This window comes from Azospirillum brasilense (assembly GCF_022023855.1).
Lineage (GTDB): Bacteria > Pseudomonadota > Alphaproteobacteria > Azospirillales > Azospirillaceae > Azospirillum > Azospirillum brasilense_F.
The window spans coordinates 2,065,618-2,090,732 of the sequence record NZ_CP059449.1 but is presented as its reverse complement, the minus strand read 5'-3'; the positions used below and the strand labels follow the sequence as shown (position 1 = coordinate 2,090,732).

The following is a 25,115-nucleotide window of genomic DNA, read 5'->3' as shown; positions in this document are numbered from 1 at the left end:
TCCCATAATCCAGCGACACGCCTTGAAAGGGTGGCCTCCGCGTCCGGGGCCGCCCTTCTTCTTTGTCTGGTGTCGGTGTCCGGCGATGTAATAAGATAACGCCATGACCACCGATCCTCATTCCACCGCCGGCCCGGCCTCCCGCCATGGGCACGACCACGCGCATTGCATCGCCGACGCGCTGACGCGCGCCGACGCCCTGTGTGCGGAGCGCGGCGCCCGGCTGACCGCGCTTCGCCGGCAGGTGCTGGAGCTGGTCTGGAACAGCCACAAGCCGCGCGGCGCCTATGCCATCCTGGAGGACCTCAGCCAGCGCGAGGGCAAGGCCACCGCCCCGCTGACCGTCTACCGCGCGCTGGAGTTCCTGGTGGAGCACGGGCTGGTCCACCGCATCGAATCGCTGAACGCCTACATCGGCTGCGCGGCGCCGGGGGCCGTCCATTCCGGACAGTTCCTGGTGTGCGAGACCTGCGGCAACGCCGTGGAGATCGACGACCCGCGCATCCGCGCCGCCATTGGCACCATCGCCGCCGAGCATGGTTTCCAGGTCAGCCGCCCCACCGTCGAGGTGCGCGGCACATGCACCGACTGCCAGGAGAAGACCCCGTGACCGCCGCACCCACCCCCGCCGCCCCGCCGGCGCCCCGCCTGCCCGTCTCGGTGCTGACCGGCTTCCTCGGCAGCGGCAAGACCACGTTGCTGCAACGGCTCCTGCATCATCCCGGCATGGCCCGCACCGCCGTGGTCATCAACGAGTTCGGGGAGGTCGGGCTGGACCACCTCTTGGTCGCCAAGGCGTCGGAGAACATGGTGCTGATGGACAGCGGCTGCCTGTGCTGCACCATCCGCGGCGATCTCGTCGACACACTGCGCGATCTGTTCCTGAAGCGCGTGCGCGGCGACATCCCAGAGTTCGACCGGGTGGTGGTGGAGACGACGGGCCTCGCCGACCCGGCCCCGATCATCCACACGCTGATGAGCGACCCGCTGCTGGCCGCCCGCTTCCGCCTGGACGGCGTCATCAGCACGGTGGACGCGGTGCATGGCGCCAGCCAACTCGACCGCCAGCCGGAGAGCGTGAAGCAGGCCGCCGTCGCCGACCGCATCGTGCTGACCAAGACCGACCTCGCCACGCCGCACACGACGCTCGCTTTGTGCCAGCGCCTGTCGGCGATCAACCCGGCGGCCCCGCAGATCCCCGCCGCCTTCGGCGAGGTGGACCCGAAGCAATTGTTCGATGCCGGCCTCTACAACCCCGACACCAAGAGCCCCGACGTGGCGCGCTGGCTCCGCGAGGAGGCGTACCGCGACGAGCAGGCCCATCATCATGATCACGGGCATGACCATGATCATGACCACCATCACCACGACCACGACCATGGCGACACCTGCGGCCCCGACTGCGGGCACGATCACCACCATCACGACGCCAACCGGCACGACGACCACATCCGCGCCTTCTGCATGGTTGTGGACGAGCCGATCCCGTGGAACAACTTCGTCGACTTCATGGAGGCCCTGATCGCCACCGGCGGGGAGAACCTGCTGCGCATCAAGGGGTTGCTGAACGTGAAGGAAAGCCCGCTGCCGGTCGTCGTCCACGGCGTGCAGCACATGTTCCACCCGCCGGTCCAGCTCCAGGAATGGCCCGGCGAGGATCACCGCTCGAAGATCGTCTTCATCACCCGCGACATCGGCGAGGCGGTGATCCAGCCGATGTTCGATCAGTTCGTTTGGGGAGCAGAGGGGGCAGCCTGAGGGCACTCCTTGCCCCCACCCCGGCCCTCCCCCGCTTCCGCAGGGGAGGGAGAAACAGTCCCCTCCCCTGCAAAGCGGGGGAGGGTTAGGGTGGGGGCAACCGCACCCGCTCACTTCACTTTGTAAAGCTGGAAGTATCGCCCTTCCTGCACCAGCGTCAGATGCTCCGGCACCGGGTTGGCGCGGCCCGGCTCGCTGAACAGCACATAGACGTAACCGAAGCGCCGGGGCCAGTCGGCCCAGTAATGGTTGTCGCGCAAACCCGGCTGGCGCACCGCGTCGGCGACGTAACCGATGCGCGGCATGTAGGTGAAATCACCGTCCAGGTCGGCATAGTCCGGCTTCAGCAACAGCACCTGCTTGCCCGGATGGGTGAAGGCGATGGGCACGAGGCTGGAGCGCTCCATCAGCGCCAGCACCGGCGCGTGGTGCAGGCCGAAGGACAGGGCGCGGTCGTCGGTGAACTGGGTGGCGCGGAAGATCGACTTGTGCAGCGTCTCGTCGGCGTAGGTGGCGAGCACCGTGCTGCCCGGCTCGATCCGCTGCAGGGACTGGCGCACCTCCTCCAGCAGCGGGTCCACCCTGGCGAGCCCCACCCCGGCGTCGGCGCTGCGCAGCAGCGACAGCGCGACCACCACCGACAGGAAAGCCGCCCGCATGGTCGAGGTCGCCAACTCCCAGCGCACAAAGCCCAGCGCGACGAAGGCGATGCCGATGGGCAGGCGGCTGTCGGCGAACCAGGAGCCGAACAGGACCAGCGGCATCGCCGCATAGACCACCAGCCCCAAGCCGATGGTGATGGCGCCGACCGGATGCAGCCGCAGCGCCCCGCTCCACAGCCCCCAGGCGATGCCCAGCCCGACGGCGATTCCCGTCACATAGCCGACCGTGTCGGCGTAGCCGCCGAACAGGAAGTCGAAACCCATCAGCTTCGCCGTGCCGACCCACAGCACCGCGTCGGCGAAGCCCGACGACGGGCTCATCAGCAGAAGCGGCGGCACGATCAGAAACGGCAGTCCGAAGGCCAGCGCGTCCGGCAGTGCCCGCCGCGGCTCGCGCCAGCCGCCGCTCCGCCACAGCCGCCAGCCCTCGAAGGCGAGCAGCGTCAGGCCATAAAGTCCGAGCGCGAACAGGTGCGAGATGAACAGCAGCAGCACGATGCCGAGCGAGGCCAGCCCGCGCTGCCAGGGTGCGCGCTCCCGCATGACGATCCAGCCGGCGATTCCCCACAGCGCCAGCCCCAGCCCGAACAGGTAATTGAACAGGCCCATGTAGGTGGACAGCGTGTAGAGGAACAGCCCGGCGGCCAGCGGCCCCAGTTCCACCCGGCCCCAGACGGCGCGGTAGAGCGCGATGGAGCCGGTGACCAGCACCAGATAGCTGGCGGTGACGAACAGCCGGCTCGCCGTGTGCACCCCGATCAGCTTTGCCAGCGGCGGCACGACGATATCCATCACCAGATTGGGGATGATCGCCCAGCGCACCATGTAGAATTGCGCCAGCGCCGGGTCCTGGTCCAGATGGGCCAGGGCGTACATGCGGGTGACGTGGTTGACGTAGTCGCCCAGCGCCGGAATCTCGAACATCCAGACGGGGATCGAGGCCGCCACCAGGATCAGCAGGGCGGTGGGCCAGACATACGCGGCCTCGGCGCGCGACGCCGCCCGACCGTCGAGGGTGTAATCCCTGAACATGCGGCCCCCCTCAGACGCTTTTCGGGAAGGACTGGGGCGGAGCGGCGGGGGCGGCCGCCGTGGGCGACGCCTGCAGGTCCTGCGGATAGCGGTTCTGCAGGCCGGCCCGGTAATGGGTCCAGAAGCCGCGCAGCCCCTTCACGTCGGCGCGCCGGTGCAGCAGATAGTAGAGCGTGTATTTGACCATCATGCGGGCGATGGACTTGCGCTCGTAGGTGGCGTGGATGTAGCCCATGTTGCGGAAGAAATAGGGGGCGCGGTTCTCCGGCATCTCCTCCACTGTGCCCAAGAAACCGCCGGCCAGCGGGCGCTGGGTGCGGCGGTTGCGCGGGTGGACGTGCAGGGCGTGCACCGCCGTCCCGTCGCGCAGCCCGGCCCGGCGAGCGCGCAGCGTGAACTCCCACTCGTCGCCCCAGATGAACATCTCGCGCTTGATGTTGCCGATCCGCTCGAACACGCGGCGGCGCAACAGGGTCCCGTTGAACAGAGCGATGGTGCCCGGCACGATGCCATCCTGCGCCGCGGCGGTGAAGGCGTCGGCCTTGGTGAAGCCCTGCATGGTGAAGGCGAGATCGCCGCGGTCCTCCGCCGCGACCACGGTCGGCCCGACGAGGTCGAGGTCGTGCCGCTCGCCCTGGCGCAGCAGTTCGGCCAGCGCGCCGGGCGCCGGGATGCCGTCGTCGTCGGTGCTCCAGATCCAGCGGGCGCCCAGTTCCAGCGCCGTGGCGAAGGCGGTGTGGTAGGCGCCGGCGGAGCCGATGTTGGGCTGCCGGACCACCAGAAGCTCCGGCATCACCGCCCGCTGCTCGGCCAGCCATTCCGCGGTGCCGTCGCTGGAGCCGTTGTCCACCACGACGATGCGGTCGGGCCGCGGCTCCTGCGCATGGATGGCCGCCAGACAGGTCTTCAGCAGGGCCAGACGGTTGTGGGTGACCACCACCGCGACGACCGGCGTCTCCCAGGGCGTATCCCGAGGCCGTTCCTGGGCTCCGGTGTCCAGCGTCCGGGGCGTCTGGGCTTCTGACATGCGGTTTCCGTCCTTCGTCTGAGCTTGAGGCATTTGCGCCTTGGGGCCATGCCTCGAAGAGGCCACCCCAAGTTTTTTGCTTTGCGAAGAGAGGGCAATGCCCCGGACGGAGAGGGGCGGCACCATTCGCATAGCCCATAAGGAGAAAAATCAGCTCAGACGCATCCAGCCGGTGCCCCACAACCACAGAACGGCGAATCCCATCGACAAAAGGGTCATCGGAATGCCGCAACGGGCGTGTTCCAGGAAGCCGAGCCGGACGCCGGACGCCGCCGCCCGCTCCACCACGATGATGTTGGCGAGGCTGCCGGGGATCAGCAGGTTGCCGGCCAGCGTGGACAGGATCGCCAGCCCGTAGAGCGCCCCCTCCGGCGGCGACGGCCAGGCGGCGAGCAGCAGGATCACCGCCGGCACGTTGCCGATGCTGTTGCTGGCGGCCAGGGCAAGCGGGGTCATCACCGCCAGCCGGTCGGGCAGCCAGCCGGCGGCCTCCAGCCCCGACACGAACTCCGCGGGCAGGCCGGTCAGCTTCAGCGCGTGGTTGATGGCGAACAGCGCGGCGAACAGCACCAGCAGGTGCCAGTCCACCATGCCCAGCATGCCGCGCGAGGCCAGCCGCCGGCTGATCAGCATCGCCCCGGCGACCAGCAGCACGCCGATCTCGTGCGGCAGGTCGGTGGTGAACAGGCCGAGAAGCACCAGGGTCGCCACCACCGCCTTGCCGAGCTGCGCCCGGTCGAGCGTCACCGGCTCGGCCCCGCCCTGCCCGGCCGCGCCATCCTCCGGCTCGCCGAAGCGGCCCCGCCAGGCGAGCCACACCACGGCGTAGACCACCACGAGGCCGACCAGCGCCGGCACGCCGCAGACCGCCAGGAAGCGCCAGAAATCCAGGTGGCCCATCTGGCCGATCAGGATGTTCTGCGGGTTGCCGATCACCGTCGCAGCCGAGCCGGCGTTCGCCGCGCCGGCCAGACCGATCAGGTAGGGACGCGGGTCCAGCCGGCGGCCCAGCAGACCGACGCAGAGCATCGGCGTCATGGCGAAGACCACCACGTCGTTGGCGAGGACCGCCGACAGGCCGCCGCCCACCGCCACCGTCACCGCCAGCAGCCGGGCCGGAGAACGCGCCGCCTGTGCCACCCGCAGGGCGCACCAGTCGTAGAAGCCGCTGGCCGCGTACTGGGCGGACAGCACCATCAGCCCGAACAGGATGAACAGGGTCGGGAAGTCGATCGCTTCCGTCACCTGCCCCGATTCCAGTGCCCCGATGGCCAGCAGAAGAATGGCCGCGACCAGGGCGATGCCGGTGCGGTCGATGCGCAGGCCGGGAAAGCGCCCCAGCGCCATGCCGACATAGGTAAGGACGAACAGCGCGACGACCGTCAGCGTCATGGGCGGGACGGTCAAGGGAAAGGCGGACATGGATGAGGGGTTCGCTGCGCGGTGGGGGAAGCCCCTCTATAACGGCCCGGATGGGGTCAGGCCATAGGCGCCAAGCCAGGGTCAGGCCAGCGTGACGGTCATCCCTTCCCGTGCGGCGAAGCAGTCCGGGAACACCGCCTGGGCGGCCGCTTCGATGGCGGTCATGGCAGCGTCGTCATGGTCGGGGTCGTGATGGAACAGCACCAGCCGCTTGACCCCGGCGGCCTGCGCCAGCCGGACGCCCTCGGTCCAGGTGGAGTGGCCCCAGCCGATGCGGTTCTGCCACTCCTCGTCCGTGTAGGTGCTGTCGTAGAGCACGAGGTCGGCGCCGTCGATCAGGTCCAGAATGTTGCGGTCGGGATGGCCCGGCACATGCTCGGTGTCGGTCACATAGGCGAAGGACTTGCCCAGATGCTCGATGCGGTAGCCGGTGGCGCCGTCCGGATGGTTCAGCCGCGCCGTGCGGACCTGCACCCCTTCGCCCAGCGCGAACTGGTCGCCGGCCGTGATCTCGTCGAACACGATGTTGCTTCCCATGGTGCGCATCGGCACCGGGAACAGGGGGCGCTCCATCTGCCGCGCCATGGCCGCTTCGATGCCCGGATTGCCTTTCAGATGGCCGGAGACGATGCGCAGATGGAAGCCCTTGCTGTAGGCCGGGGCGAAGAAGGGAAAGCCGCAGATGTGGTCGAGATGGGTGTGGCTCATCAGCAGCGTCGCCTCGGCGGCACCCTCCTTCAGCAGGCGCTTTCCGAGCATGCGGATGCCGGTGCCGGCGTCGATCACGATGCGCTGGTCTCCCGCCTGCACCTCCACGCAACTCGTGTTGCCGCCGAAGCCCATATGGGACGGCAGCGGGCAAGGGACCGTGCCCCGAACCCCCCAGAAGGTCACCGAAAAGCCCATACCGACCTCGAGACACCGATCTCCGGATCACCACGCCACACCAAGCCTGCGGGCGGGAACCGTTAAGACGGCATTTTAGCATGGTTTTCGGTTTACGCGGTGACGACCGTCACAGCCCGACCGGTTCCAAAGAGGGAGCACGCCCCCTTCCGGATTGGACCGAGCCGATGACCTGGGTCAGCCGAAGGATCGTCAGCTGGTCCACAGGATGCTTTCGATGAGGCGTTCACAGGACCGGCGGTGATAGCAGCCGGTGCAGCCGGTGTCGGGGCAGTCCAGCCCGGCTTTCAGAACGGTCAGCCCATCCACCAGCCGGACTTTGGTGGCCTGATCGACGACGTCCGCTACAAGCACGTCGCGGATCGCCTCCGCGACGAGGTCGTCTTCCTGTTCCGGTACGGTCACGATTTGCCTGAGAGCCTGCATGCGAAACACCTTTCCGTGCTTCAACTGCACCACAGGGGTGTTTCGCCAACATTTCAGGCGGGACGTTCAAAAGAATCGAATTGCTGCAATACGACACGCCTATTTGCACGAACTGACCGAACTCTGGACGATCACACCGAACCAGCCGAGCCCCTTGTAGGTTTCATAGCCGGGAGTCACGGCGAAACCCACCACGCGCCCCTGCTCGTCGGAGTAGCTGCCGTGCCCGTGGCCTCCGGTGCGCAAGGCGAAGCTCTCCGTCAGAACACCCCTGCGGTCGGACGCGGCGATCACACGGTGACGGCTGTCCACCAGAAGGCAACGCGTCCGCGAGCGCTCCTCGTCGGTCAGGCGGACGGAGTCGACCACGCCCTGGGATTGATTCTGCCAATCGAAGAAGATCCCCAGCACGCCGATGACGGGGCCGTTCTCCTCCCCGCCGGCCCGGATGGCCGTCGCATAGGTGGCGACGGTCGCACGGTCCAATATATCGCTGGTGCCGATGTCGGCCACCGCGAACTCGGTGCCGCTGCGGGTCGCCATGGCCTCGCGGAACCAGGATTCAGACGCCACCGAACTGCCCACGGCGCGGCGGTAGCGGTCGGGCCGTCCGGTCGCCAGAACCACGCCCCTGGCATCGACGACGCAGAGGTCGAGATAGACGGTGTAGGCACCCAGGATGACGCCCAGCCGTTGCGCCGCGTGGCGCCGGTTGGCCTCCGACGGTTCAGCCGCGCACTCCACCACGGCGCTGTCGGTGGCCCACCACCGCACATCGCAGGACCGCTCGTACAAATTGCGGTCCATGATGTCGATCATGTTGAGCGCCAGATCGGCCAGACGCCCGCCGCGCAATTGCGAGACCAGGCGATTGCCGAGCGTGTGCAACTCGTCGGTCTGCACCGCCATCTGGGCTCGCAGTTCCCCACCGATGCCGGTGATCCGCTCGGAGATGGCCTTCACCTCCTGGGCCACCACGGCGAAGCCGCGTCCGGCCTCCCCGGCGCGCATCGCCTCGATCAGGGCGTTGAGCGCCAGGATCTTGGTCGTGTTCGTAACGGCCTGGATCTCATCCATCTTGCGCGTGGCAAGATCGGACACCGCGCGCGACAACGCCACGATACGCTCGGGCATGAACATCACCTCCAAGGATTATCGGTGACGACTCCCCCAAGGACGACCGAACAGCCACTCGTCGGCTCGCTCAATCATCCGCTACCCACCCGAGCGGCATTGAATCGACGCAATAATAAATCCGCAACACGGAATGCCAACCGGAATTGCGCCGTCCCCTGCGGCGCAATGTCATCCCCCCGTATGCGGATACCGGTTCAGACCTTGTAGGCCAGACGCAGCCCGCCCCAATGGCGCCCGCGCACCGTGATCGGGGCGGACACGTCCTTCATCAGGGCGTATTGACCGCCCCCCATGTCGCGCCGGTAGGTCTGAAGAAGGAACGGCTTCATGTTGCGCCCCGCGGCCAGACCGACCCGGTCGTTGAAGATGCGGCGGTTGCGGCAGTTGGCCGCGTTCCACGTCGGGTCGGCACTCTGGGGCTGGCTGAACCGGCGGTTGTGGGTCGGCAGATAGCCGTTGGAGTCGACCGCCACGCAGAAGACGATGCGTTCGCTTTGCCCGAGCAGCGAGTCGAGCACCCTCGGCAGCACGCGGTCGCAGAACTCCGTGAAGCGGGTCATGTGCTGCTGCGGGTTGGAGCCGGGGATGGGCTGGTAATTGCTGTCGAACAGGTCGCCTTCGCGAACCTCCCCGCGCGCCATCGCATCCTCGAAATCGGCGGAGATACGCGACGCGGCGTCGCAAACCAGCCGGATGAACGGCGTGTCCACTGTCTCCACGTCCAGCTCGGCGGTGATGCCGATCAGCCGCTCGCTCATGCCGACCAGCGTGTTCACGCGGTCGCGCGCCTGGGCCAGATTGTCGCTGGACAGCTGCACGCCGACCGCGAGGTCGTCGATCTCGTGCTGCAACTCCTCGCAGTTGGCGCCGATCTCGGAGGAGGCCGAGTCGATCTTGTCGGTCTCGCCGTTCAGTTCCGACATGGCCCGGCCGACGGTCTCGATGACAGCGCCGATGGCGGTGGTGCCTTCGCTGACCGCGCGGGCCTTGCCGGCGCTGGACGCGCTTTCGGCCATCAGGCGCTGCGCTTGGTCGTTGAGATACTTCAGCGTGGCGTCGATCTCCGTCGTCGCCTCGCTGGTCTTCTTGGACAGGGCCTTCACCTCGTTCGCCACCACGGCGAAGCCGCGCCCGGCCTCGCCTGCGCGGGCCGCCTCAATGGTGGCGTTGAGCGCCAGCAGGTTGGTCTGCTTGGCGATGACGAAGATTTCCTTGGCAACCCGACCCACGCGGTCGAGCGCCTCCTGAAGGCCGGCGATCTGGCCCTCGATACCCCCCACCGCGGCGACGAGGGCATGGATGTCGTCCATGGAACGCTGCACCCGGTCGTGGGAGGATTCGACCTCCTGCCGGGCCTGCTCGGTCACGGAACGCGCCACGGTCGCGGCGGCGGAGATGCGCTGCGTGCTCTCCGACATCTTGTTCCCGGTGCCGCGCAACTGCGCGAAAACGTTGGCCTGATGGCCGAGGCGGCCGTTGACCTCCTCCACATGGCCCGCGATGTCCGCGATCTCGATGCCGAGATTGCCCGCTTCGGTGGCAATGTCCGCGATCAGATGAGAGCGGCCGCCGAACGCACTGTCCATTTTCCCGCCATCCGTTTCACAAGAATGCGCAGAGCGCTAAAATCCAATGCAATTATTACCGAACCCTTACAATTGCGCAACGGAGGAAGGGTCATTCTAAAAGGCAATATGCTCAATTATTGCGCGCCGGTAACCCGATCGCAACCGAAGGCGGAGAAAGCGTCAATCCGCATCGTCCTCGACGACGCGTCCGTCGGCGATGCGATGGTCCAGCCGCTCGTCCTGCAATCCGGCAGGTTCCTGGTGAATCAGGACCTCGGCACCAGGGAAGGCTTCCTTCAGGCGGTGCTCCACCCGGTCGGTGATGTCATGCGCCCTGGCAACCGACAGCGACGGGTCGAGTTCCAGATGAAGCTCGATGAAGGCGCCGACGCCGGAGCTGCGGGTGCGCAGGTCGTGCATCCCCGCGACATCCGGTTGCGCAATCACCAGCGCCGCGATGCGCTCCCGCTCCTCCGCTGGCAGTTCCCGATCCATCAGGACGTTCAGCGCCTCCCTGGCGACCTTGCGGGCGCCGAAGAGCAGATAGGCGGCGATGCCCAGACCGAACAGCGGATCGAAGGCGCTGATGCCCGTCCATCCCGTCAGCAGGATCGCCAGGATGACCGCCGCGTTCATCAGCAGGTCACCGGAGTAATGCAGCCGGTCCGCCCCCACCGCGACCGAGCCGGTGGCCGTCACCACATGGCGCTGGAAGGTGATCAGGCCGGCGGTCAGCAGGATCGACAGCAGCATCACGGCAATGCCCACCGCCCCCTCGCCCACCGGCTGCGGGGTGATGAGACGGCGCACCGCCTCGATGGTCAGGAACAGGGCGGAGCCGCCGATGAAGGCGGCCTGGGCCAGCGCGGCCAGCGCCTCCGCCTTGCCGTGGCCGAAGCGGTGCGCTTCGTCCGGCGGGCGCAGCGCCGTCCGCACCCCCAGCAACGTCACCACCGACGCCAGCATGTCCGTGCTGGAATCGATCAGCGACGACAGGATGCTGACCGAGTCGGTGGCCAGGTAGGCCGCCAGCTTCGCCAGGATCAGCGTGAGCGACACCGATACGCTGGCGTAGGTGGCGTACCGGCGCAGCCGGTGCGAACGCGCTTCGCTCATGAGCGTCTTCTTATGTGATGACGGCATCGGTCCTTTACGGGAAAAGACGGTCCGTCGTCCAGCGCGCCGGCTCCTGCGCCGCCGGGTCGCCCTCGCGCAGGTACAACGTCCGCTCGTGCAGGCGGAAGGGGCGGTCCTGCCAGAACTCGATTCGCCGCGGCAGGATGCGGAATCCGGTCCAGTGCGGCGGGCGGGGAACGGCGCCCAGGCCGAACTTGGCGGCGAACTGGGCGACCCGCTTCTCCAACTCGAACCGGCCCTCCAGGGGGCGCGACTGCTGCGACGCCCAGGCGCCGATGCGGCTTTCCCGCGGACGGCTTTCGAAATAGGCGTCGGCTTCCACGTCGGACACCTGTTCCACCGCGCCCTCGACGCGGACTTGCCGCTTCAGAGTCTTCCAATGGAAGCACAGAGCGGCGTTGGCGTTGGCCAGAAGCTGCTCGCCCTTGCGGCTCTCGGTGTTGGTGTAGAAAACGAATCCGCGCGGATCGACGCCCTTCAGGAGCACCATGCGCACCGACGGCGCCCCCTGCGCATCCGCGGTGGCCAGCGCCATGGCGTTGGGATCGTTGATTTCGCTGCGGGTGGCCTCGGCCATCCAGTCCTGGAACAGGGCATACGGGTCCCGGTCGTTGGATTCGCTCATTGTCCCCTCGTCGCGCGGCCGTAGGCCCATGGTTTCAACGTTGGGTTTCGGCGCCGGTCGCGGCGTCTTCCCAGTTCACAAATATGCCCAATTCACAGACAGGACAGCCTCGCATATATGAGTGTCCACCGGTGCGCCAGAAGCAAGGCATGCCGGCTCCCAACCTTTCGAGGCAGCATCGATGTTCGTGAAGAAGCTCGTCCCGGCGGCGATGGCGATCGCCCTGCTTGCGGGTTGCGCCAGCACCTCCAAGGAAGCCACCAAGAACGCGGAGACCGTCGGCGGCCGGATCTCGTCGACCTATGGCAACGCGTCGGGCAAGGTCGCCTCTTCGGGCACCGGCCCGCTGCTCGGCGCCTTCATCGGCGGCGCCGCGATCGAGCCGTCGGACGCGGCCGCGGCCGAGACCGCGGCCAAGCGCGCCTACTCCGCCCCGGTCGGCGACAAGATCGGCTGGACCAACCCGGCGACGGGCCATTACGGCTCGCTGACCACGACGCGTGAGGGCTACAACAACGCCGGTCAGTATTGCCGTGAGTTCCACCAAACGGTAACCACAAAGAGCCAGACCGAATTGGCCTACGGAACCGCTTGCAAACAGGCCGACGGTACGTGGAAGATCGTCGCCAATTCGTAATGCCTTATCCCCGGGCTTCGGGGTGGAATAACTCTGTTCGTGGAAAGCATGCGTGACCCTTATCAAATCCTCGGCCTCCCCCGCTCCGCGAGCGCCGACGACATCAAGAAGGCGTACCGCAAGCTCGCCAAGGAGTTCCATCCCGACCTGAAGCCCGGCAACGCCGCGAACGAGGAGCGCTTCAAGGAAATCTCGGCGGCCTACACGCTGCTGTCCGATTCCGACAAGCGCGCCCGCTTCGACCGCGGCGAGATCGACCCCTCCGGCCAGGAGCGGCATCACGGCTTCGGCGGCCGCTCCCGCGCCAACGCCGGGCGCAGCCGCGCCTACAGCGGGGCCGGTGGTGGCGCCGGCGACGATTCCTTCTTCGGCGGCGAGGACTGGTTCTCCGACCTGTTCGGCGGCGGGCGCAGGCGCGGCGGGCCCGGTGGCGGCGCCGCGGGCGGGGGTGCCGGCGGCGGCTCGCGGTCGCGCGGCAGCGACATCAACTATTCGGTCTCCGTGCCCTTCATCGAAGCGGCGCAGGGCACCAAGCGGCGCATCAGCCTGTCCAACGGCAAGAGCATCGACGTCGCCGTTCCGCCAGGGACGGAGGATCAGGCAAAGCTGCGGCTGAAGGGCCAGGGACTTCCCGGCGCCGGCGGCTTCGGAGCGGGCGACGCCATTGTCGAGGTCCATGTCGAGGCCCACCCCTTCTTCACCCGCCAGGGCTCCGACATCCATGTCGAGGTGCCGATCACCCTGAACGAGGCGGTCCTCGGCGCCACCATCCGCGTGCCCACCGTCAGCGGTCCGGTCGCGCTGAAGATCCCGTCGGGAGCCAACACCGGCTCCACCCTGCGGCTGCGCGGCAAGGGCGTGATGAACCAGGCGACCAAGCAGGCCGGCGACCAGTATGTGAAGCTGAAGGTCGTCCTTCCCGACCCGCCCGACGCGGAACTGGTGAAGTTCATGGAGGAATGGTCGCGGACGCGCAGCTACGACGTGCGCAAGAAAGCCGGCCTGGAGTGACTCCGGGCCGTTAACCCTCTCCTTACTTTTGGGTCAAAGAAAAGTCCTGGACCGAATGCGGTTGATGCGGGGCGGTGGCGCCTTCATCAATGATGGTGATGTGCCGGAAACGGTTTTCACCGCCTTCGTAGGACGCCATGCCGCCGATCCCGAAAAAGTACCTGACCGCCGCCGCCGTTGTTGCTGCGCTTCTGCTTGGCTGGTTCGCCTTCGCGGCCTGGACCGACTACGCGCGTGACGGCGCCGAGGAGGTCGCGACCTACAGCGACTTGGTGGCGGCGGCCGAACGGGGGGACATCGTGTCGGTCACCTTCCGCGGCGACGGGGCGCACGCCGTCACGCCGGACGGCCAGCGGCTGCGCGCCGTCGTTCCGGTCACCGACGACCTGCTGAAGGAGCTGCGCGGGCGGAAGATCGCCATCGCCTTCGAGGCGGAGGCCGGCGGGCTGGTCTCCGGCACCGTTTCCGTTCTGGAGAAACTGGCCCCCTTCCTGGTGATCGGCCTGCTGGTCGGCGCGTTGCTGCTCAGCGGCGGGCAGTTCCTCGGCGGCAGCCGCGCCACCCGCGTCCGCCCGCGCGACACCGGCACCGTCTTCGCCGACGTCGCCGGGGTGGACGAAGCGAAGGATGAGCTTCGCGAGACCGTTGAGTTCCTGCGCGACCCGCACCGCTTCGCCATGGCCGGCGCCCGCGTGCCCAAGGGCATCCTGCTGGTCGGCCCGCCGGGCACCGGCAAGACGATGCTGGCGAAGGCCGCGGCCGGCGAGGCCGGGGTGCCCTTCTTCACCGTCTCCGGTTCCGACTTCGTGGAGATGTTCGTCGGGCTGGGCGCCGCACGGGTGCGCAGCGTCTTCAAGACGGCGCGTGCCGCCGCCCCCTGCCTGTTGTTCATCGACGAGGTCGACGCGCTGGCCGGCAAGCGCGGCGAATCCAACTCCCATTCGGAGCGGGAGCAGACCCTGAACCAGCTCCTGGTCGAGATGGACGGCATTGTCAACAGCGGCGAGGGCGGCGGCGAGGTGGTGGTGATCGCCGCGACCAACCGCGCGGAGATGCTGGACCCCGCCGTGACCCGGCCGGGCCGCTTCGACCGCCACATCCACGTCGCGCTGCCCGACGTGGCCGGGCGCGAGGCCATCCTGGGCGTCCACACCGGCCGGCTGCACCTCGCCCCCGACGTCTGCGTCCGCACGGTGGCGCGGGGCACCCCCGGCTTCTCCGGCGCGGAGCTGGCCAACCTGACCAACGAGGCCGCCCTGTCCGCCGCGCGCAACGGGCGCGTCATCGTCGGCATGGCCGATTTCGAGGCGGCGAAGGACCGCGTCCTGATGGGCAACGAGCGGCGCAGCCTCGCCCTCTCCAGCCACGAGCGGCACCTGACCGCCTATCACGAGGCCGGTCACGCGCTGGTCTCCATCCGCTGCCCGGAGGCCGACCCCATCCACAAGGCCACGATCATCCCGCGCGGCCGCGCCCTGGGCATGGTGGTGCGGTTGCCGGAGGGTGACCGCGTGTCGGTGTCGCGCGCCAAGCTGCAGGCCGACATCGCCGTCGCCATGGCCGGGCGGGCGGCGGAGGATCTGGTCTTCGGCCCGGACGCCGTCACCACCGGGGCGGAAGCCGATTTCCGCGCCGCCACCGACCTCGCCCGCCGCATGGTCACCGCCTGGGGCATGAGCGACGCCATCGGCTATGTCGCCCACGCCGGCAACGACCCCGCCGTCGTGCGCTCGGAACGCACCGCCTGGCGCATCGACGAGGAGGTGCGCCGCATCACCGACGAGGGGATGGAGCGCGCCCGGCGCATCCTGGCCGCCGACCGCGCCGCGCTGGAGCGGATCACCGCCGCCCTGCTGGAGCGCGAAACCCTGAGCGGCGAGGAGATCGGCGGGCTGGCCGAGGCAGAACGGGAAACGGCAGCGGCCTGACGGCGAAATTTCTCGTTCACATTCAACGACAAACATTGCTGCATACGCGCATACATTGGTAAAATGCCGTGGATTCTTCGCACGGCTGTGCGAACAGCATCGGGGCTGAAGATGGCAAAAGCGGTTGCCCGCCGGACGATACTGGCCTTGGCGCTCGCCGGATGGGCGGCGGGCGGCCTTCCGTCGTCCGGCCTTGCCGCGACCGCCGAGTCCGCACCCGCCGAGTCCGCAACCGCTCCGGTGACCGTCAAGGTCGGTGGCTACGAGTTCCCCCCCTACGTCACCGAGTCCGGCGGCGGCGTCACGCAGGCCCTGCTCGACCTGCTGAACGCGGAGCAGAGCGACTTCCGATTCGAATTGGTCCGCACCTCCCCCCAGCGGCGCTACGAGGACATGGAGCGGGGCCGCTTCGACATGATCGCCTTCGAAAGCCTCACCTGGGGCTGGAAGGGGCGCCCCGTGGAGGCCTCGCGGGTGTTCCTGCGCGACGCGGAGGTGTTCGTCGCCAAGGCCGGTCCCGGCATGGACCAGAGCTATTTCGACCGGCTCGACGACAAGACGATCCTCGGGCGGCTCGGCTATCATTACGCCTTCGCCGGCATGACCGCCGACCCGCAGATCCTGGAGAAGCGCTTCAACACCCGCCTGACCGTCACGCACGAAGGCAATGTGCGCAGCGTCGCCGCCGGGCGCGCCGCGCTGGCCATCGTCACCCGCTCCTTCCTGGCGCAATTCCTGAAAGCCAATCCCGACATGGCGCCCCTGCTCCTGGTGTCCGACCGCACCGATCAGATCTACGAGCACACCATCCTGGTCCGGCGCGACGGTCCCATCGGCGCATCCTGGGTCGACGCCACGCTCGACCGGCTGGAGCGCAGCGGCGCGCTTCCGGCGCTGTGGACGCGGCTGGGAATCGCCCCGTGACTGAGCTGCGCTCCCTCGCCGTTGGACGGCGCGACCGTTCGCTGCTGACCCGCATTGGCAGCGTCATCCTGGTCACCGCCGCCGCCGTTGGGATGGTCGCCGTGGCCGTGTCGGCCAACATCGTGGAACACCAGCAGGTCTCGGCTCTGACCAAGCGGGCGCAGCTGGTCGCCGCCATGCAGACCGACGCGCTGGCCAACCCGATCTGGGAGATCGACGACCGCGCCGTCCGCAACATCATCGATTCGCTGCGCGAGCGCGACCCGGCCATCCTCGCCGTCTCCGTCTTCGAGCCAGGGCGCAGCGAGCCGATGGCGGTGTCCGGCGACCCCAGGACCTCCGCCGACTCCACCACCGTCGAGAAGATCATCGATCTGCGAGGACGCGACGGGGTGACCCGGCAGGTGGGAACGCTGCGCCTGCTCTATTCGACGGAGGAGGTCCACCGCAACACACTGGAGGCGCTGCTGCCGGTGGTCGGGCTGCTTTTGCTGTCCCTGGTCACCGCCATCGCCATCATCAGCGTCATGCTGAACCGCGTCGTGCTCCGTCCGCTGCGGCGGCTGACCCAGGCGACCCAGGCGGTTTCCCGCGGCGACTACGGCGCCCGCCTCGCCACCGAGCGGGAGGACGAGATCGGCGTCCTGACCAAGACCTTCAACCGCATGGCCGAGACGGTCCAGGACTACACCCAGACGCTGGAGTTCCGTGTCCAGGAGCGGACGGAGGCGCTGGCCGACATCAACCGCCGCATCATGGACAGCATCAACTACGCCCAGTTGATCCAGTCCTCGATCCTGCCGAAGCCGGAGGTCCTGGAGGGCGGGCTGGCCCAGCATTTCGTCCTGTGGCGTCCACGCGACGTGGTCAGCGGCGATTTCTATTATTACCGCGAGGTCGAGGACGGCTTCCTGATCGGTGTGGCCGACTGCACGGGCCACGGGGTCCCCGGCGCCTTCATGACCATGACGGCCAGCGCCGTGCTGAACAATGTGGTGGACGGCATGGGCGCCGCCGACCCCGCCGCGCTGCTCGCCACGGTGGACGACAAGGTGCGGGCGGCCCTGCACCAGGACGGTGACGCGGCAAGCTGGGAAGGCGGATTCGACAACGGGCTGGATCTGGCGCTGTGCTACGTCCAACCGGCGCAGCGGCGGCTCGTCTATGCCGGCGCCCGCCTGCCCCTGGCCGTCGCCGGCCCGGACGGGTTGACCGAGATCCGCGCCGACCGCCGCAGCCTGGGATACCGCGCGTCCGGCCCCGCCCCGGCCTTCACGAACCACAGCCTGGAGCTGCAGCCGGACCAGACCTTCTACATCTGCACCGACGGGCTGACCGACCAATGCGGCGGAGAGCGGGGGCGGAGCTTCGGCAAGCGCCGCCTGCACGGTGTGGTCGAAGAGTGCAGCGCCCTGCCGCTCGACCGGCAGAAGGAGCGCATCGAAGCCAGCCTGTCCGGCTTCCAGGGCGACCGCCCGCAACGCGACGACATCACCATGATCGGCTTCCGGGTCCGGCTGGCCGGCGATCCCGCGGTCCCGGCGCGGAACACCCTGTGGGAAATCGCGTAACTACCCTTCGAAAGATTGCGTAATAGTGCGGCAGGGGGCCGTCGCGGGCCGAAGTCACTCGACCTACCATTCGACTTCATATAGTTTCCGCGCCGGCCCTATGAACAATAAGCACCGGTAACGGGGGAGCAGAGGGGATGGCGGCCGTTACGATCGTTGTCGTCGAGGACGAGGCGTCTCTGCGACGTGACATGATCGAGTACCTGCGCAGTTGCGGCTTCGACGCGATCGGAGCGAAGAATGGGCGCGAACTGGACGAGCAGATCGCGTCACGCCCGGTATCCTTGGTTGTTCTGGACGTTAACCTTCCGGGTGAGGACGGGTTCAAGATCGCCACACGGCTGCGCGAGAATCCCGCCATCGGAATCATCATGGTGACCGCCCGCGGCTCCACCGTGGACCGGGTGGTCGGGCTGGAATTGGGGGCCGACGCCTATCTTGTGAAGCCCGTCGAGATGCGCGAGTTGGAAGCCCAGGCAAAGGCCCTGCTCCGCCGTCTGGAGACGAGCAACGCCGGCGCCACCCCGCCGGCCTCGCAACCCTCCGGCCAGCCCGCGATGGACGAGGGCAGCTGGATTCTGGACGCCACGGCCTGGGCGCTGACCAGCCCGGCGGGCGTGCGCGTCAGCCTGACCAGCATGGAGATGAAGCTGGTCTCCCTGCTGGCCGGACAGGCCCGTCAGCCGGCGACCCGCGACCAGATCTCCGTCGCGCTCTACAACCGCCGCTGGAACCCTGACGACCGTTCCATCGACACGGTGGTCGGGCGCCTGCGCCACAAGGTGGAGAACGCGATCGGCGAAACCGCTCCGGTCAAGTCGGTCCACGGCGTGGGCTACGTGTTCTCCGCCCCGGTCCGTGTGATCTGAACGGCGGGGATTCCGACGCCGTTCAGGCGGATGCGTCGTCCGCAGGCGTGTCCTTCGGGAAGGTCAGGACGAAGCGTGTTCCCCGCCCCGGCGCGCTGTCCACGGAGATCGTCCCCTTCAGCGCCCCGACCGCCAAGTTGTGTACGATGTGCAGGCCAAGCCCGCTGCCCCCTTCGCCGCGCCGGGTGGTGAAGAACGGATCGAAGATCCGCGGCAGATGGTCCGGCGGAATGCCCCGGCCGTTGTCGGTGTAGACCAGCCGCACGGTGCCGGGCTCCGGCTCGTCCACGGTGATCGACAGGCCTCCGCCCTGCCCGTCCACGCCCTGCGCGTCGACGAAGGCATGGGTGACGGAGTTCATCACGAAATTGGTCAGGATCTGCGACAGGGCGCCCGGATAGGTGTCCACCACCAGCCCGTCGGGGCAGGACACGGCGATGGTGTGCTTGCCTTGACGGAGCTTCGGCTCCAGGCTGACCAGCGTTTCCTGGATGTAGCGGTTGAGATGCACGACGCGCCGTTCGGCGCTGGCACGGTCCACCGCCACCTGCTTGAAGCTGGCGATCAGCTTGGCCGCCCGCTCGCAATTGGTGAGGATCAGCGCCGTCGTGTCCGTGGCGGTGGCGACGTAGCGGGTAAAATCCGCCTTGCTCAGCTCGCCCGTCTGGGCACGCCCGCGCAACCGCGACGTAGCGTCGGACAGATGCGACGCGCAGGACACGGCGATGCCGACCGGTGTGTTGATCTCGTGGGCCACCCCGGCCACCAGGGCGCCAAGGGACGCCAGCTTCTCCGCGCGGACCATCGCCTCCTGCGCCTCGCGCAGGTCGGCCAGAGCGGTTTCCGCCTCCTGCCGGCGGCGCTCCAGCTCCTGGTTGGCGGAGCCGAGCTGCGCCTGCAGCCGGTCGCTGACCCGCACCAGCCGGCGCTGTTCGCGCGTGCTGCGCTGGAACGCCTCCACCAGCGCCTCGAAATCGGCGCGCAGTTCGGGCGCGGCCGCGCCCAGCCTCTCCCCCAGAAGGCGGGCCTGCTCGATGGCCTGCTCCTCGGCGGCGAAGAGGTTGAAGGTCATGACGCTTCGTCTGCGGGAATCTGTTTCAGAGTGAAGGCGACGTGATGCAGATCCTCGGAGAAATCCTCGCCCAACTCCTGCATGGAGTCGTCGTTCTCCTCGTAACACCAAGTGACGGAAATGCTGCGCCCTTCGCTGGCCGCCGTCTCCAGCATCTGAAAGATGTTCATCAGCGCCTTCGCGCTGGAGCTGTTAAAGTACAGCAACTCCATGTCGAACCGGATGGGATGGCCGCCCGCTTCGGCCAGGAAGGCGCGGAGCGCTGCGAAGATCGGCCCGAAGAAGGTCGCCACGTCGTCGGGATAGGACTCGCCGCTGAGGCGGAGCACGCCTTGGGCAAAGTCGAAATCGACCTCGGGCGTCCGGCCCGTCGCGGGTAATTTCAGGGATTCCATGGTCGTCCGGATGTCCACAAGCCGCTTTCAGATCCGAGCCTTGAGGCAGAAGAAGCTCTTGCCCTCGTCCATTTCAAGGAAGTCGTACTCGATGGGTTCGCTGGCGCGGCGCGCGATCTCGATCAGCCCGATGTTGGCGCCCCGCGCGCCCTCTTCCGGGGTTTCGCGCAGCTGCTCCCGGTAATAGGTCTTGATCGCGTCCTTGTCCAAGCCCTTGAGATACTCCAGCCGCTCGCGCAGGCGCGGCACGTCGGCGTTGTACACGGTGTTGCCGCAGACGATGAAGACCTTCCCGCCTTCCATGCCGATGGTGACCATGCCGGCGCTCAGCTCGACCGGCTTCTCGCGCGCGCCGGTCACCTTTTCGGCCGAGTAGCGGATGATGTTCTGCATCTGCTCGACGAAGACGGCGAAGACCCGGCGGACCGTCGGGCCGTCGGTGTCCTCCAACGTCATCTTTTCCCGCAACGCCTCTCCCAGGGAATAGAGTATCCCCTCGGACAGATAGCCACTGAACGAGAAGATGATGCCCTTCTCGTCAAGGTCCCGTTTGATCCCGGCATATTGCTGAGCGAGCATGGTGGAGTCCACGGTTCTTCCGTTGGAGTGCGACGAGGCCGCCTGTTGCGTCTGAACGTCCCGGACCGCATCCGGAGATCGCGTCGGCCTTGTTATGAACACGTTACATTTCCGCCCGCTGCGCTGGAAGGATTATCGCGGCGCGCATCGGCAGCCCGGCGTTGCGGATTCAGCCCTTCACGGGAAGGCGGACGCGGAAGACGCTGCCCTGCCCGACCGTGCTTTCCGCGGTGATCGATCCGCCGTGCAGCAGGATGATCTGCCGCACCGTGTGCAGACCGATTCCCGTTCCCGGCACCCCGGCGGAACCGGCCCCCCGGTAATGCCGCTCGAACAGCAGGGGCAGCTCGTTCTGTGGAATGCCGCGCCCCTGGTCGGCGACCTCCACCACCGCCACGCTTCCCTCGGCCCACCCGCTCGCCGTGACGCGGCAGTCGCCATCCGAATATTTGAAGGCGTTGTTCAGCAGGTTGTTGAAGAGCATTCCCAGCAGATGCCCATCGGCCATCACCATGGGCGGCAGACGGTCGAGATCGAGTCGGAAGTCGCACCCGGGATAGGCGGTGCGGAAGGGTTCGGTCACCGAACGCAGCAGTGCCGGCAGATCGACCTCCGCCCGCTGCACCTTCAGCGTCCCGGCCTGGAGCCGCTCGTCGGTCAGATGCGTGTCGATCAGTCCGGTCAGGCGCTGCACGCTGCTGCGGATGACGCGCAGCCGATCCAACGATTCCGGGGTTTCCCGCTCCGCCCGCAGGGTCAGCATCTGGGCCGCGCTGTCGATGATGGCCAGCGGGGTGCGGAATTCGTGGCTGACCATGGTAACGAACTGGCGCTGCTGCTCGCGGGCGACCAGTTCCGCCTCCAGCGCACGTTCCACCCGCTCCTTGGCGGCGACCAGTGCGGCCTGGTTGGCGGCCAGTTCGGCCGTCCGCTCACTGACGCGCCGCTCCAGCGACTGGTTCAGCGCGACCAGATCCTCATACAGGCACACATTGTCGAAGCCGATGATGACGCGGGCGCAGAACAGCTGCAGCAGCCGGTGGTCGTCCTCGCGATAGGGCTCGCTCCGCTCCAGGGCGAAGACCGTCGTCCCATGCTCCCGCGTGCGGAAGGCCAGGATGCAGCGGGCCGATCCGAAACTGCTCTGCTGCGTCTCGAAGGCGGCGACCACCTGGGCGGTCAGGTCGGGCTCCAGCGCGTCGGAGGCGGGCCGCCCGATAAACCGCGCGAAGCGGCTGGAGCCGGCGATCACGGTGGCCCGCGTCTTGCCGTCGCCGCGATCCACCATGCGGCAGGCCAGAACGGCGCCGCCGCTGTTGTCCACCACCTTGCTGAGCTGGTCCACCAGCTCCTCGACCAGCGTGCGCATGGACCGGGTTTCGAACAGCGGGGCCGAGGCCGCGAGGATGCGCTCCAGACCCTGGCGGTGCCGCTCGATGGTCACGATGTCGCGCCACGCCCGCAGCCCGCTGACCAGCGTGGTGAACAGGCGCTGGGCGGTGAGTTCGCTCTTGGCTTTGTAATCGTTGATGTCGTAGGCGACGACCACGTCCCGCTCCGGCGCCTGCCCCGGCTGGCCGGTGCGCAGGATGATGCGCATGCGGTGGTTGTTGAGATCCTCGCGGATGAAGCGGACTAGACGCAGGCCGGCGTCGTCGGTTTCCATCACCACGTCGAGAAGCGCCACCGGAATGTCCGGGCGCGTCAGAAGCAGCGACCGCGCGGCCGCGGCGGACAGGGCGCTGACCACCTCGAACGGACGGCCTTCGAATTCGAAGTCGCGCAGCAGAACCTCGGTCATGGTGTGGACCTGAGGATCGTCGTCGACCACCAGCACGGGCCAGGGGTCCGCCGGTCGGGCGTTGGCCGCGGAGTCGTCGGCGAACCCGTCGTCGGGGCCGAACAGCGGCTCGTCGTCCAGACCTTCGTCCATATCCTGGCCCATGGCCTCCTCCACGCACGACCTACCCGGATGGTTCCGCATCACCGACCGGAAAGGCACCAAAGCGGTACGAGACCTAAGCCCGCCCGTCCAGAGCCGTATCAAATTGTCACAAAACGTGATGTTTTAGAGCCGTCTAGCGCGAATTGGCGCCGATTCTGCCCTTTGATGAATACCCAAGTATTACCTTTATCTTTTATACTCTCCGAGAACGAGGGAGTTGGCCCACGTATGGACATGGAACTCAACCGCGATCTCAAGGGTGGCGATCTCAAGGGCGCCAGTGTCGAGGGCGACAACCTTGAAGGCGCCAGCCTCAAAGGCGGCGGCCTCGATGCTGGGAGTTTGTACGGCATGGACCTGAACGGTGCGAACCCGGACAGCGCATCCGCCGGCCGGTACGCGGCGTTCCGCCGGTTCCTGTCGCGCTTCGATCACCGAACCGGTTCGTTGCGGGCCGCGGAGCGGCCGGGCAGCCCGCCCATGCGCGCCATGCTGCTCAGCCTGCTGTCCAGCCGCCGCCGCGCCCACACGCGCCGCCTGTGGGCGCGTTGGCTGGAACCGGTGATGCTGCGCGATCCGCTCCTGCTCTGCATTCCGGATCCGTTGCCCGGCTGCATTCGCGTCATCGACACCGCCGGCTGGTGGCCCGCGCTGTCGCGGCGCATGGACGACCTGCCGGTCACCGTGCAGACCCGCCTGGAGAACCGGCTGGCCGATGGCGTCCTGGACCGCGTCCTCGCCTCGCCGGAGATGGTGGACTGGGCCGAAACCTTGCGTGACCGGTCGCTGACCGTCCTGGACGCGATCCGCACCAGCCCCGGGGCTCTCGCCCTGTTTCTGGAAGAGGCCAACACGCATCGCATGCGCGCCGCCAGTACCCTGGCGATTCCCGGTGGAGTCACCGCTCTGCGCCCCTTGGACGGCACGGATGTGGACACGCTGGCCTCCGCGCTGCGCCTGTCCGACGGATGGCGGACGCTGGGCGGGCGGGCACCGGACATGGAGATCGACGAGTTGCTGGCCTGCGTGCGCGGCGCGATGGCCGACGGCAGCGTCCCGCCGGAGGCGATGGCCTTCTTCGCGGTGGCCGGTCTTTACACGCGCCGCGATCCCCTGCTTGGCGCGGCGTTGCGCGCGCTGCTCCCGCTGCCGCTGGTCGATGCCGCCGCCGCCTGGCTGACGGCGCACACGGAGGAAACGGATGGCGGCGTCGCGGAGATGTCCCCGCTCGGCGGCGGTCCAGCGCGGGGGTTCGACCGCGGCTTGCGGGACCTGTTCGAGGCCGCGCGGCGGTCCGGGAATGCCCCGTCCGGGGTGATGGGCGCCGCCGGCGGATTGGGCGGACGCTGATGGTTCGGATGGTGGCGCGATGAACATGGACACCTTCGCCTTCGCCGTGCTGGTCCTGTGCGTCGGCGCCCTCGGCCTTTCCATCGTCTACGAGGCGTCCCGCCTGACCGCCACCAGCAGCCGCAAGGCCTTGACGCGGCGGAAGCTGGATGCTCTGGCCGCCGACCTCGCCACCCTCGGCCAGCAGATTGAGGATGCCCAGGCCGAAGGCGCCGCCCGGCAGGACGCCATCGACCGCCTGACCGCCGAACGCGGTCGCCTGGCCAGCCTGATCGCATCGGTCAAGGCGTCCAAGATCGCCCTGGTGCACGAGATCGGCGACGCGCAGAGCGGCGCCCAGCGCTATGAGAGCGAGTTGCGCACCGTTCCGGATTTCGCCCGCCTCGATCCCCGGCGCATGCTGTTCGCGCGGGTGATCTGGGAGCGCCGGAACATCGCCCGCGTCTGGGCCGACACCCCGGACGCCGCGGCCGCGATGCTTCAGCGCGCCTTCAGCACGCGCAACGGAGTCCTGTCCTCGCGGCCCGAGACGATCCCGTTGCTCCCGGTTGGAAACGGGGCCAACGACGGCACGCGGCCGGTTTCCCCATGACGGCGATCATCCTCTACGCCGCGTTGCTGCTCCTGGCGGCCAGCGTGCTGGTGAACCGGATGGGCGAACGCCGTGTCCGCGCGGCGCGCAGCGAACTCGTCACCGCCGACAAGGACATCCAGACCTTCGAGCAGCGCGTCCAGGAGGCTCGGAAGACGCTGGAAGCGACCCGCGCAAAATTGGGCGGCCTGGAGGAGGCGCTGACCGAGGCGAAGCGGCAGGCCGAACTGCTGGAACGGCAGCTCGACGCGGTGCAGCAGGCGCCGATGGAACTCTTCCACGTCTTCGACCGGCTGGAGGCCCGACCCGGAACCATCTGGGAAGTGGCGGTGCGCCGCGCCCCGGACGCGCTCTACACCAGCGGCGCCATGGCCGCCTCCTGGCGCGACGGACGGGCCTACCTGGTCGTCGCGGCCAACCAGAAGGAGGCGCTGGACCGCGTCTCCCAGCGCTTTCCGCGTGTGAACGGCTACGAGATCGGACCGGTCCTGACCTGCCGCCTGTTCCTGCCCAAGGACGCGACGGAGCGCAAGCGGGCCTGA

Annotated in this window: 24 protein-coding genes; 11 read left to right on the top strand and 13 right to left on the bottom strand. The window is 68.0% G+C overall.

Annotated elements, in window-relative coordinates:
• Nucleotides 1–103 precede the first annotated feature (103 nt).
• Complete coding sequence (locus tag H1Q64_RS09930; protein WP_119509559.1) at nucleotides 104–610, top strand: Fur family transcriptional regulator; 507 nt, start codon at nucleotides 104–106, stop codon at nucleotides 608–610.
• Nucleotides 607–1,758 (top strand): CobW family GTP-binding protein, encoded by a 1,152-nt coding sequence (locus H1Q64_RS09925; RefSeq protein ID WP_419468804.1) that lies wholly within the window; start codon nucleotides 607–609, stop codon nucleotides 1,756–1,758. The genes H1Q64_RS09930 and H1Q64_RS09925 overlap by 4 nt, the downstream gene beginning before the upstream one ends.
• A 110-nt stretch (nucleotides 1,759–1,868) precedes the next feature.
• Here H1Q64_RS09925 and H1Q64_RS09920 read toward each other — a convergent pair whose 3' ends face one another.
• The 9 genes from H1Q64_RS09920 to pdxH all read right to left on the bottom strand — a co-directional run bounded on the left by H1Q64_RS09920 (nucleotide 1,869) and on the right by pdxH (nucleotide 11,700).
• On the bottom strand, nucleotides 1,869–3,452 hold the full coding sequence (locus tag H1Q64_RS09920) for a hypothetical protein (RefSeq protein WP_237903353.1): 1,584 nt from the start codon (nucleotides 3,450–3,452) through the stop codon (nucleotides 1,869–1,871).
• A gap of 10 nt (nucleotides 3,453–3,462) precedes the next feature.
• Nucleotides 3,463–4,479, bottom strand: a complete 1,017-nt coding sequence (locus H1Q64_RS09915) for a glycosyltransferase (protein ID WP_237903352.1) — start codon at nucleotides 4,477–4,479, stop codon at nucleotides 3,463–3,465.
• A gap of 150 nt (nucleotides 4,480–4,629) precedes the next feature.
• Complete coding sequence (locus H1Q64_RS09910; protein WP_237904934.1) at nucleotides 4,630–5,871, bottom strand: SLC13 family permease; 1,242 nt, start codon at nucleotides 5,869–5,871, stop codon at nucleotides 4,630–4,632.
• A 111-nt stretch (nucleotides 5,872–5,982) separates the two neighbouring features.
• On the bottom strand, nucleotides 5,983–6,807 hold the full coding sequence (locus H1Q64_RS09905; protein WP_237903351.1) for an MBL fold metallo-hydrolase: 825 nt from the start codon (nucleotides 6,805–6,807) through the stop codon (nucleotides 5,983–5,985).
• 192 nt (nucleotides 6,808–6,999) lie between these two features.
• Nucleotides 7,000–7,233 (bottom strand): hypothetical protein, encoded by a 234-nt coding sequence (locus tag H1Q64_RS09900; protein WP_237903350.1) that lies wholly within the window; start codon nucleotides 7,231–7,233, stop codon nucleotides 7,000–7,002.
• Nucleotides 7,234–7,332: 99 nt separating this feature from the next.
• Nucleotides 7,333–8,367, bottom strand: coding sequence for a methyl-accepting chemotaxis protein (locus H1Q64_RS33820; protein ID WP_269145338.1), 1,035 nt, complete (start codon nucleotides 8,365–8,367; stop codon nucleotides 7,333–7,335).
• Nucleotides 8,368–8,564: 197 nt separating this feature from the next.
• Nucleotides 8,565–9,680 carry a methyl-accepting chemotaxis protein gene (locus H1Q64_RS09890; protein ID WP_237904933.1) on the bottom strand — a complete coding sequence of 372 codons (1,116 nt, stop codon included), beginning with the start codon at nucleotides 9,678–9,680 and terminating at the stop codon, nucleotides 8,565–8,567.
• A 438-nt stretch (nucleotides 9,681–10,118) separates the two neighbouring features.
• On the bottom strand, nucleotides 10,119–11,054 hold the full coding sequence (locus H1Q64_RS09885) for a cation diffusion facilitator family transporter (RefSeq protein ID WP_237903349.1): 936 nt from the start codon (nucleotides 11,052–11,054) through the stop codon (nucleotides 10,119–10,121).
• Between the two features lie 34 nt (nucleotides 11,055–11,088).
• The gene (gene pdxH / locus H1Q64_RS09880) at nucleotides 11,089–11,700 is read right to left on the bottom strand and encodes a pyridoxamine 5'-phosphate oxidase (protein ID WP_237903348.1); all 612 of its coding nucleotides are present in this window, start codon (nucleotides 11,698–11,700) and stop codon (nucleotides 11,089–11,091) included.
• A 181-nt stretch (nucleotides 11,701–11,881) separates the two neighbouring features.
• Here pdxH and H1Q64_RS09875 point away from each other — a divergent pair, with 181 nt between their 5' ends.
• The 6 genes from H1Q64_RS09875 (at nucleotide 11,882) to H1Q64_RS09850 (ending at nucleotide 18,640) form a co-directional block, all read left to right on the top strand.
• Nucleotides 11,882–12,337, top strand: a complete 456-nt coding sequence (locus tag H1Q64_RS09875; RefSeq protein WP_237903347.1) for an RT0821/Lpp0805 family surface protein — start codon at nucleotides 11,882–11,884, stop codon at nucleotides 12,335–12,337.
• 48 nt (nucleotides 12,338–12,385) lie between these two features.
• On the top strand, nucleotides 12,386–13,348 hold the full coding sequence (locus H1Q64_RS09870; RefSeq protein ID WP_237903346.1) for a DnaJ C-terminal domain-containing protein: 963 nt from the start codon (nucleotides 12,386–12,388) through the stop codon (nucleotides 13,346–13,348).
• A 137-nt stretch (nucleotides 13,349–13,485) separates the two neighbouring features.
• Nucleotides 13,486–15,276, top strand: coding sequence for an ATP-dependent zinc metalloprotease FtsH (gene ftsH / locus H1Q64_RS09865; protein ID WP_237903345.1), 1,791 nt, complete (start codon nucleotides 13,486–13,488; stop codon nucleotides 15,274–15,276).
• 111 nt (nucleotides 15,277–15,387) lie between these two features.
• Nucleotides 15,388–16,200: a substrate-binding periplasmic protein gene (locus tag H1Q64_RS09860; RefSeq protein WP_237903344.1), complete on the top strand. Its 813-nt coding sequence runs from the start codon at nucleotides 15,388–15,390 to the stop codon at nucleotides 16,198–16,200.
• Nucleotides 16,197–17,771 carry a SpoIIE family protein phosphatase gene (locus H1Q64_RS09855; protein WP_237903343.1) on the top strand — a complete coding sequence of 525 codons (1,575 nt, stop codon included), beginning with the start codon at nucleotides 16,197–16,199 and terminating at the stop codon, nucleotides 17,769–17,771. Before H1Q64_RS09860 ends, H1Q64_RS09855 begins: the two co-directional genes overlap by 4 nt.
• Nucleotides 17,772–17,908: 137 nt before the next feature.
• Nucleotides 17,909–18,640: a response regulator transcription factor gene (locus H1Q64_RS09850; protein WP_237903342.1), complete on the top strand. Its 732-nt coding sequence runs from the start codon at nucleotides 17,909–17,911 to the stop codon at nucleotides 18,638–18,640.
• Nucleotides 18,641–18,662: 22 nt separating this feature from the next.
• On the opposite strand, the gene H1Q64_RS09845 is transcribed toward H1Q64_RS09850, so the two are convergent.
• From H1Q64_RS09845 to H1Q64_RS09830, 4 genes are all read right to left on the bottom strand, one after another.
• Nucleotides 18,663–19,712 carry a sensor histidine kinase gene (locus H1Q64_RS09845; RefSeq protein WP_237903341.1) on the bottom strand — a complete coding sequence of 350 codons (1,050 nt, stop codon included), beginning with the start codon at nucleotides 19,710–19,712 and terminating at the stop codon, nucleotides 18,663–18,665.
• Nucleotides 19,709–20,107 (bottom strand): DUF1987 domain-containing protein, encoded by a 399-nt coding sequence (locus H1Q64_RS09840; protein WP_237903340.1) that lies wholly within the window; start codon nucleotides 20,105–20,107, stop codon nucleotides 19,709–19,711. The genes H1Q64_RS09845 and H1Q64_RS09840 overlap by 4 nt, the downstream gene beginning before the upstream one ends.
• A gap of 27 nt (nucleotides 20,108–20,134) precedes the next feature.
• Nucleotides 20,135–20,686 (bottom strand): SiaB family protein kinase, encoded by a 552-nt coding sequence (locus tag H1Q64_RS09835; protein WP_014240539.1) that lies wholly within the window; start codon nucleotides 20,684–20,686, stop codon nucleotides 20,135–20,137.
• 169 nt (nucleotides 20,687–20,855) lie between these two features.
• Nucleotides 20,856–22,631 (bottom strand): DUF3369 domain-containing protein, encoded by a 1,776-nt coding sequence (locus tag H1Q64_RS09830; protein ID WP_237903339.1) that lies wholly within the window; start codon nucleotides 22,629–22,631, stop codon nucleotides 20,856–20,858.
• Nucleotides 22,632–22,859: 228 nt separating this feature from the next.
• Between H1Q64_RS09830 and H1Q64_RS09825 the strand changes: the two genes are divergently transcribed.
• The 3 genes from H1Q64_RS09825 to H1Q64_RS09815 are packed head-to-tail and all read left to right on the top strand — an operon-like array spanning nucleotide 22,860 to nucleotide 25,115.
• Nucleotides 22,860–23,981 (top strand): hypothetical protein, encoded by a 1,122-nt coding sequence (locus tag H1Q64_RS09825; protein WP_237903338.1) that lies wholly within the window; start codon nucleotides 22,860–22,862, stop codon nucleotides 23,979–23,981.
• A gap of 19 nt (nucleotides 23,982–24,000) precedes the next feature.
• Nucleotides 24,001–24,573 (top strand): hypothetical protein, encoded by a 573-nt coding sequence (locus H1Q64_RS09820; protein WP_237903337.1) that lies wholly within the window; start codon nucleotides 24,001–24,003, stop codon nucleotides 24,571–24,573.
• Nucleotides 24,570–25,115: a hypothetical protein gene (locus H1Q64_RS09815; RefSeq protein WP_237903336.1), complete on the top strand. Its 546-nt coding sequence runs from the start codon at nucleotides 24,570–24,572 to the stop codon at nucleotides 25,113–25,115. Before H1Q64_RS09820 ends, H1Q64_RS09815 begins: the two co-directional genes overlap by 4 nt.

Excerpts from the sequence above, each read along its gene's own strand:
- H1Q64_RS09930 (WP_119509559.1), top strand. The coding sequence starts at position 104 with ATGACCACCGATCCTCATTCCACCGCCGGCCCGGCCTCCCGCCATGGG.
- H1Q64_RS09920 (WP_237903353.1), bottom strand. The coding sequence starts at position 3,452 with ATGTTCAGGGATTACACCCTCGACGGTCGGGCGGCGTCGCGCGCCGAG.
- H1Q64_RS09915 (WP_237903352.1), bottom strand. The coding sequence starts at position 4,479 with ATGTCAGAAGCCCAGACGCCCCGGACGCTGGACACCGGAGCCCAGGAA.
- H1Q64_RS09910 (WP_237904934.1), bottom strand. The coding sequence starts at position 5,871 with ATGACGCTGACGGTCGTCGCGCTGTTCGTCCTTACCTATGTCGGCATG.
- H1Q64_RS09905 (WP_237903351.1), bottom strand. The coding sequence starts at position 6,807 with ATGGGCTTTTCGGTGACCTTCTGGGGGGTTCGGGGCACGGTCCCTTGC.
- H1Q64_RS09900 (WP_237903350.1), bottom strand. The coding sequence starts at position 7,233 with ATGCAGGCTCTCAGGCAAATCGTGACCGTACCGGAACAGGAAGACGAC.
- H1Q64_RS33820 (WP_269145338.1), bottom strand. The coding sequence starts at position 8,367 with ATGCCCGAGCGTATCGTGGCGTTGTCGCGCGCGGTGTCCGATCTTGCC.
- H1Q64_RS09890 (WP_237904933.1), bottom strand. The coding sequence starts at position 9,680 with ATGGACGACATCCATGCCCTCGTCGCCGCGGTGGGGGGTATCGAGGGC.
- H1Q64_RS09885 (WP_237903349.1), bottom strand. The coding sequence starts at position 11,054 with ATGAGCGAAGCGCGTTCGCACCGGCTGCGCCGGTACGCCACCTACGCC.
- pdxH (WP_237903348.1), bottom strand. The coding sequence starts at position 11,700 with ATGAGCGAATCCAACGACCGGGACCCGTATGCCCTGTTCCAGGACTGG.
- H1Q64_RS09875 (WP_237903347.1), top strand. The coding sequence starts at position 11,882 with ATGTTCGTGAAGAAGCTCGTCCCGGCGGCGATGGCGATCGCCCTGCTT.
- H1Q64_RS09870 (WP_237903346.1), top strand. The coding sequence starts at position 12,386 with ATGCGTGACCCTTATCAAATCCTCGGCCTCCCCCGCTCCGCGAGCGCC.
- ftsH (WP_237903345.1), top strand. The coding sequence starts at position 13,486 with ATGCCGCCGATCCCGAAAAAGTACCTGACCGCCGCCGCCGTTGTTGCT.
- H1Q64_RS09860 (WP_237903344.1), top strand. The coding sequence starts at position 15,388 with ATGGCAAAAGCGGTTGCCCGCCGGACGATACTGGCCTTGGCGCTCGCC.
- H1Q64_RS09850 (WP_237903342.1), top strand. The coding sequence starts at position 17,909 with ATGGCGGCCGTTACGATCGTTGTCGTCGAGGACGAGGCGTCTCTGCGA.
- H1Q64_RS09845 (WP_237903341.1), bottom strand. The coding sequence starts at position 19,712 with ATGACCTTCAACCTCTTCGCCGCCGAGGAGCAGGCCATCGAGCAGGCC.
- H1Q64_RS09840 (WP_237903340.1), bottom strand. The coding sequence starts at position 20,107 with ATGGAATCCCTGAAATTACCCGCGACGGGCCGGACGCCCGAGGTCGAT.
- H1Q64_RS09835 (WP_014240539.1), bottom strand. The coding sequence starts at position 20,686 with ATGCTCGCTCAGCAATATGCCGGGATCAAACGGGACCTTGACGAGAAG.
- H1Q64_RS09830 (WP_237903339.1), bottom strand. The coding sequence starts at position 22,631 with ATGGGCCAGGATATGGACGAAGGTCTGGACGACGAGCCGCTGTTCGGC.
- H1Q64_RS09825 (WP_237903338.1), top strand. The coding sequence starts at position 22,860 with ATGGACATGGAACTCAACCGCGATCTCAAGGGTGGCGATCTCAAGGGC.
- H1Q64_RS09820 (WP_237903337.1), top strand. The coding sequence starts at position 24,001 with ATGAACATGGACACCTTCGCCTTCGCCGTGCTGGTCCTGTGCGTCGGC.
- H1Q64_RS09815 (WP_237903336.1), top strand. The coding sequence starts at position 24,570 with ATGACGGCGATCATCCTCTACGCCGCGTTGCTGCTCCTGGCGGCCAGC.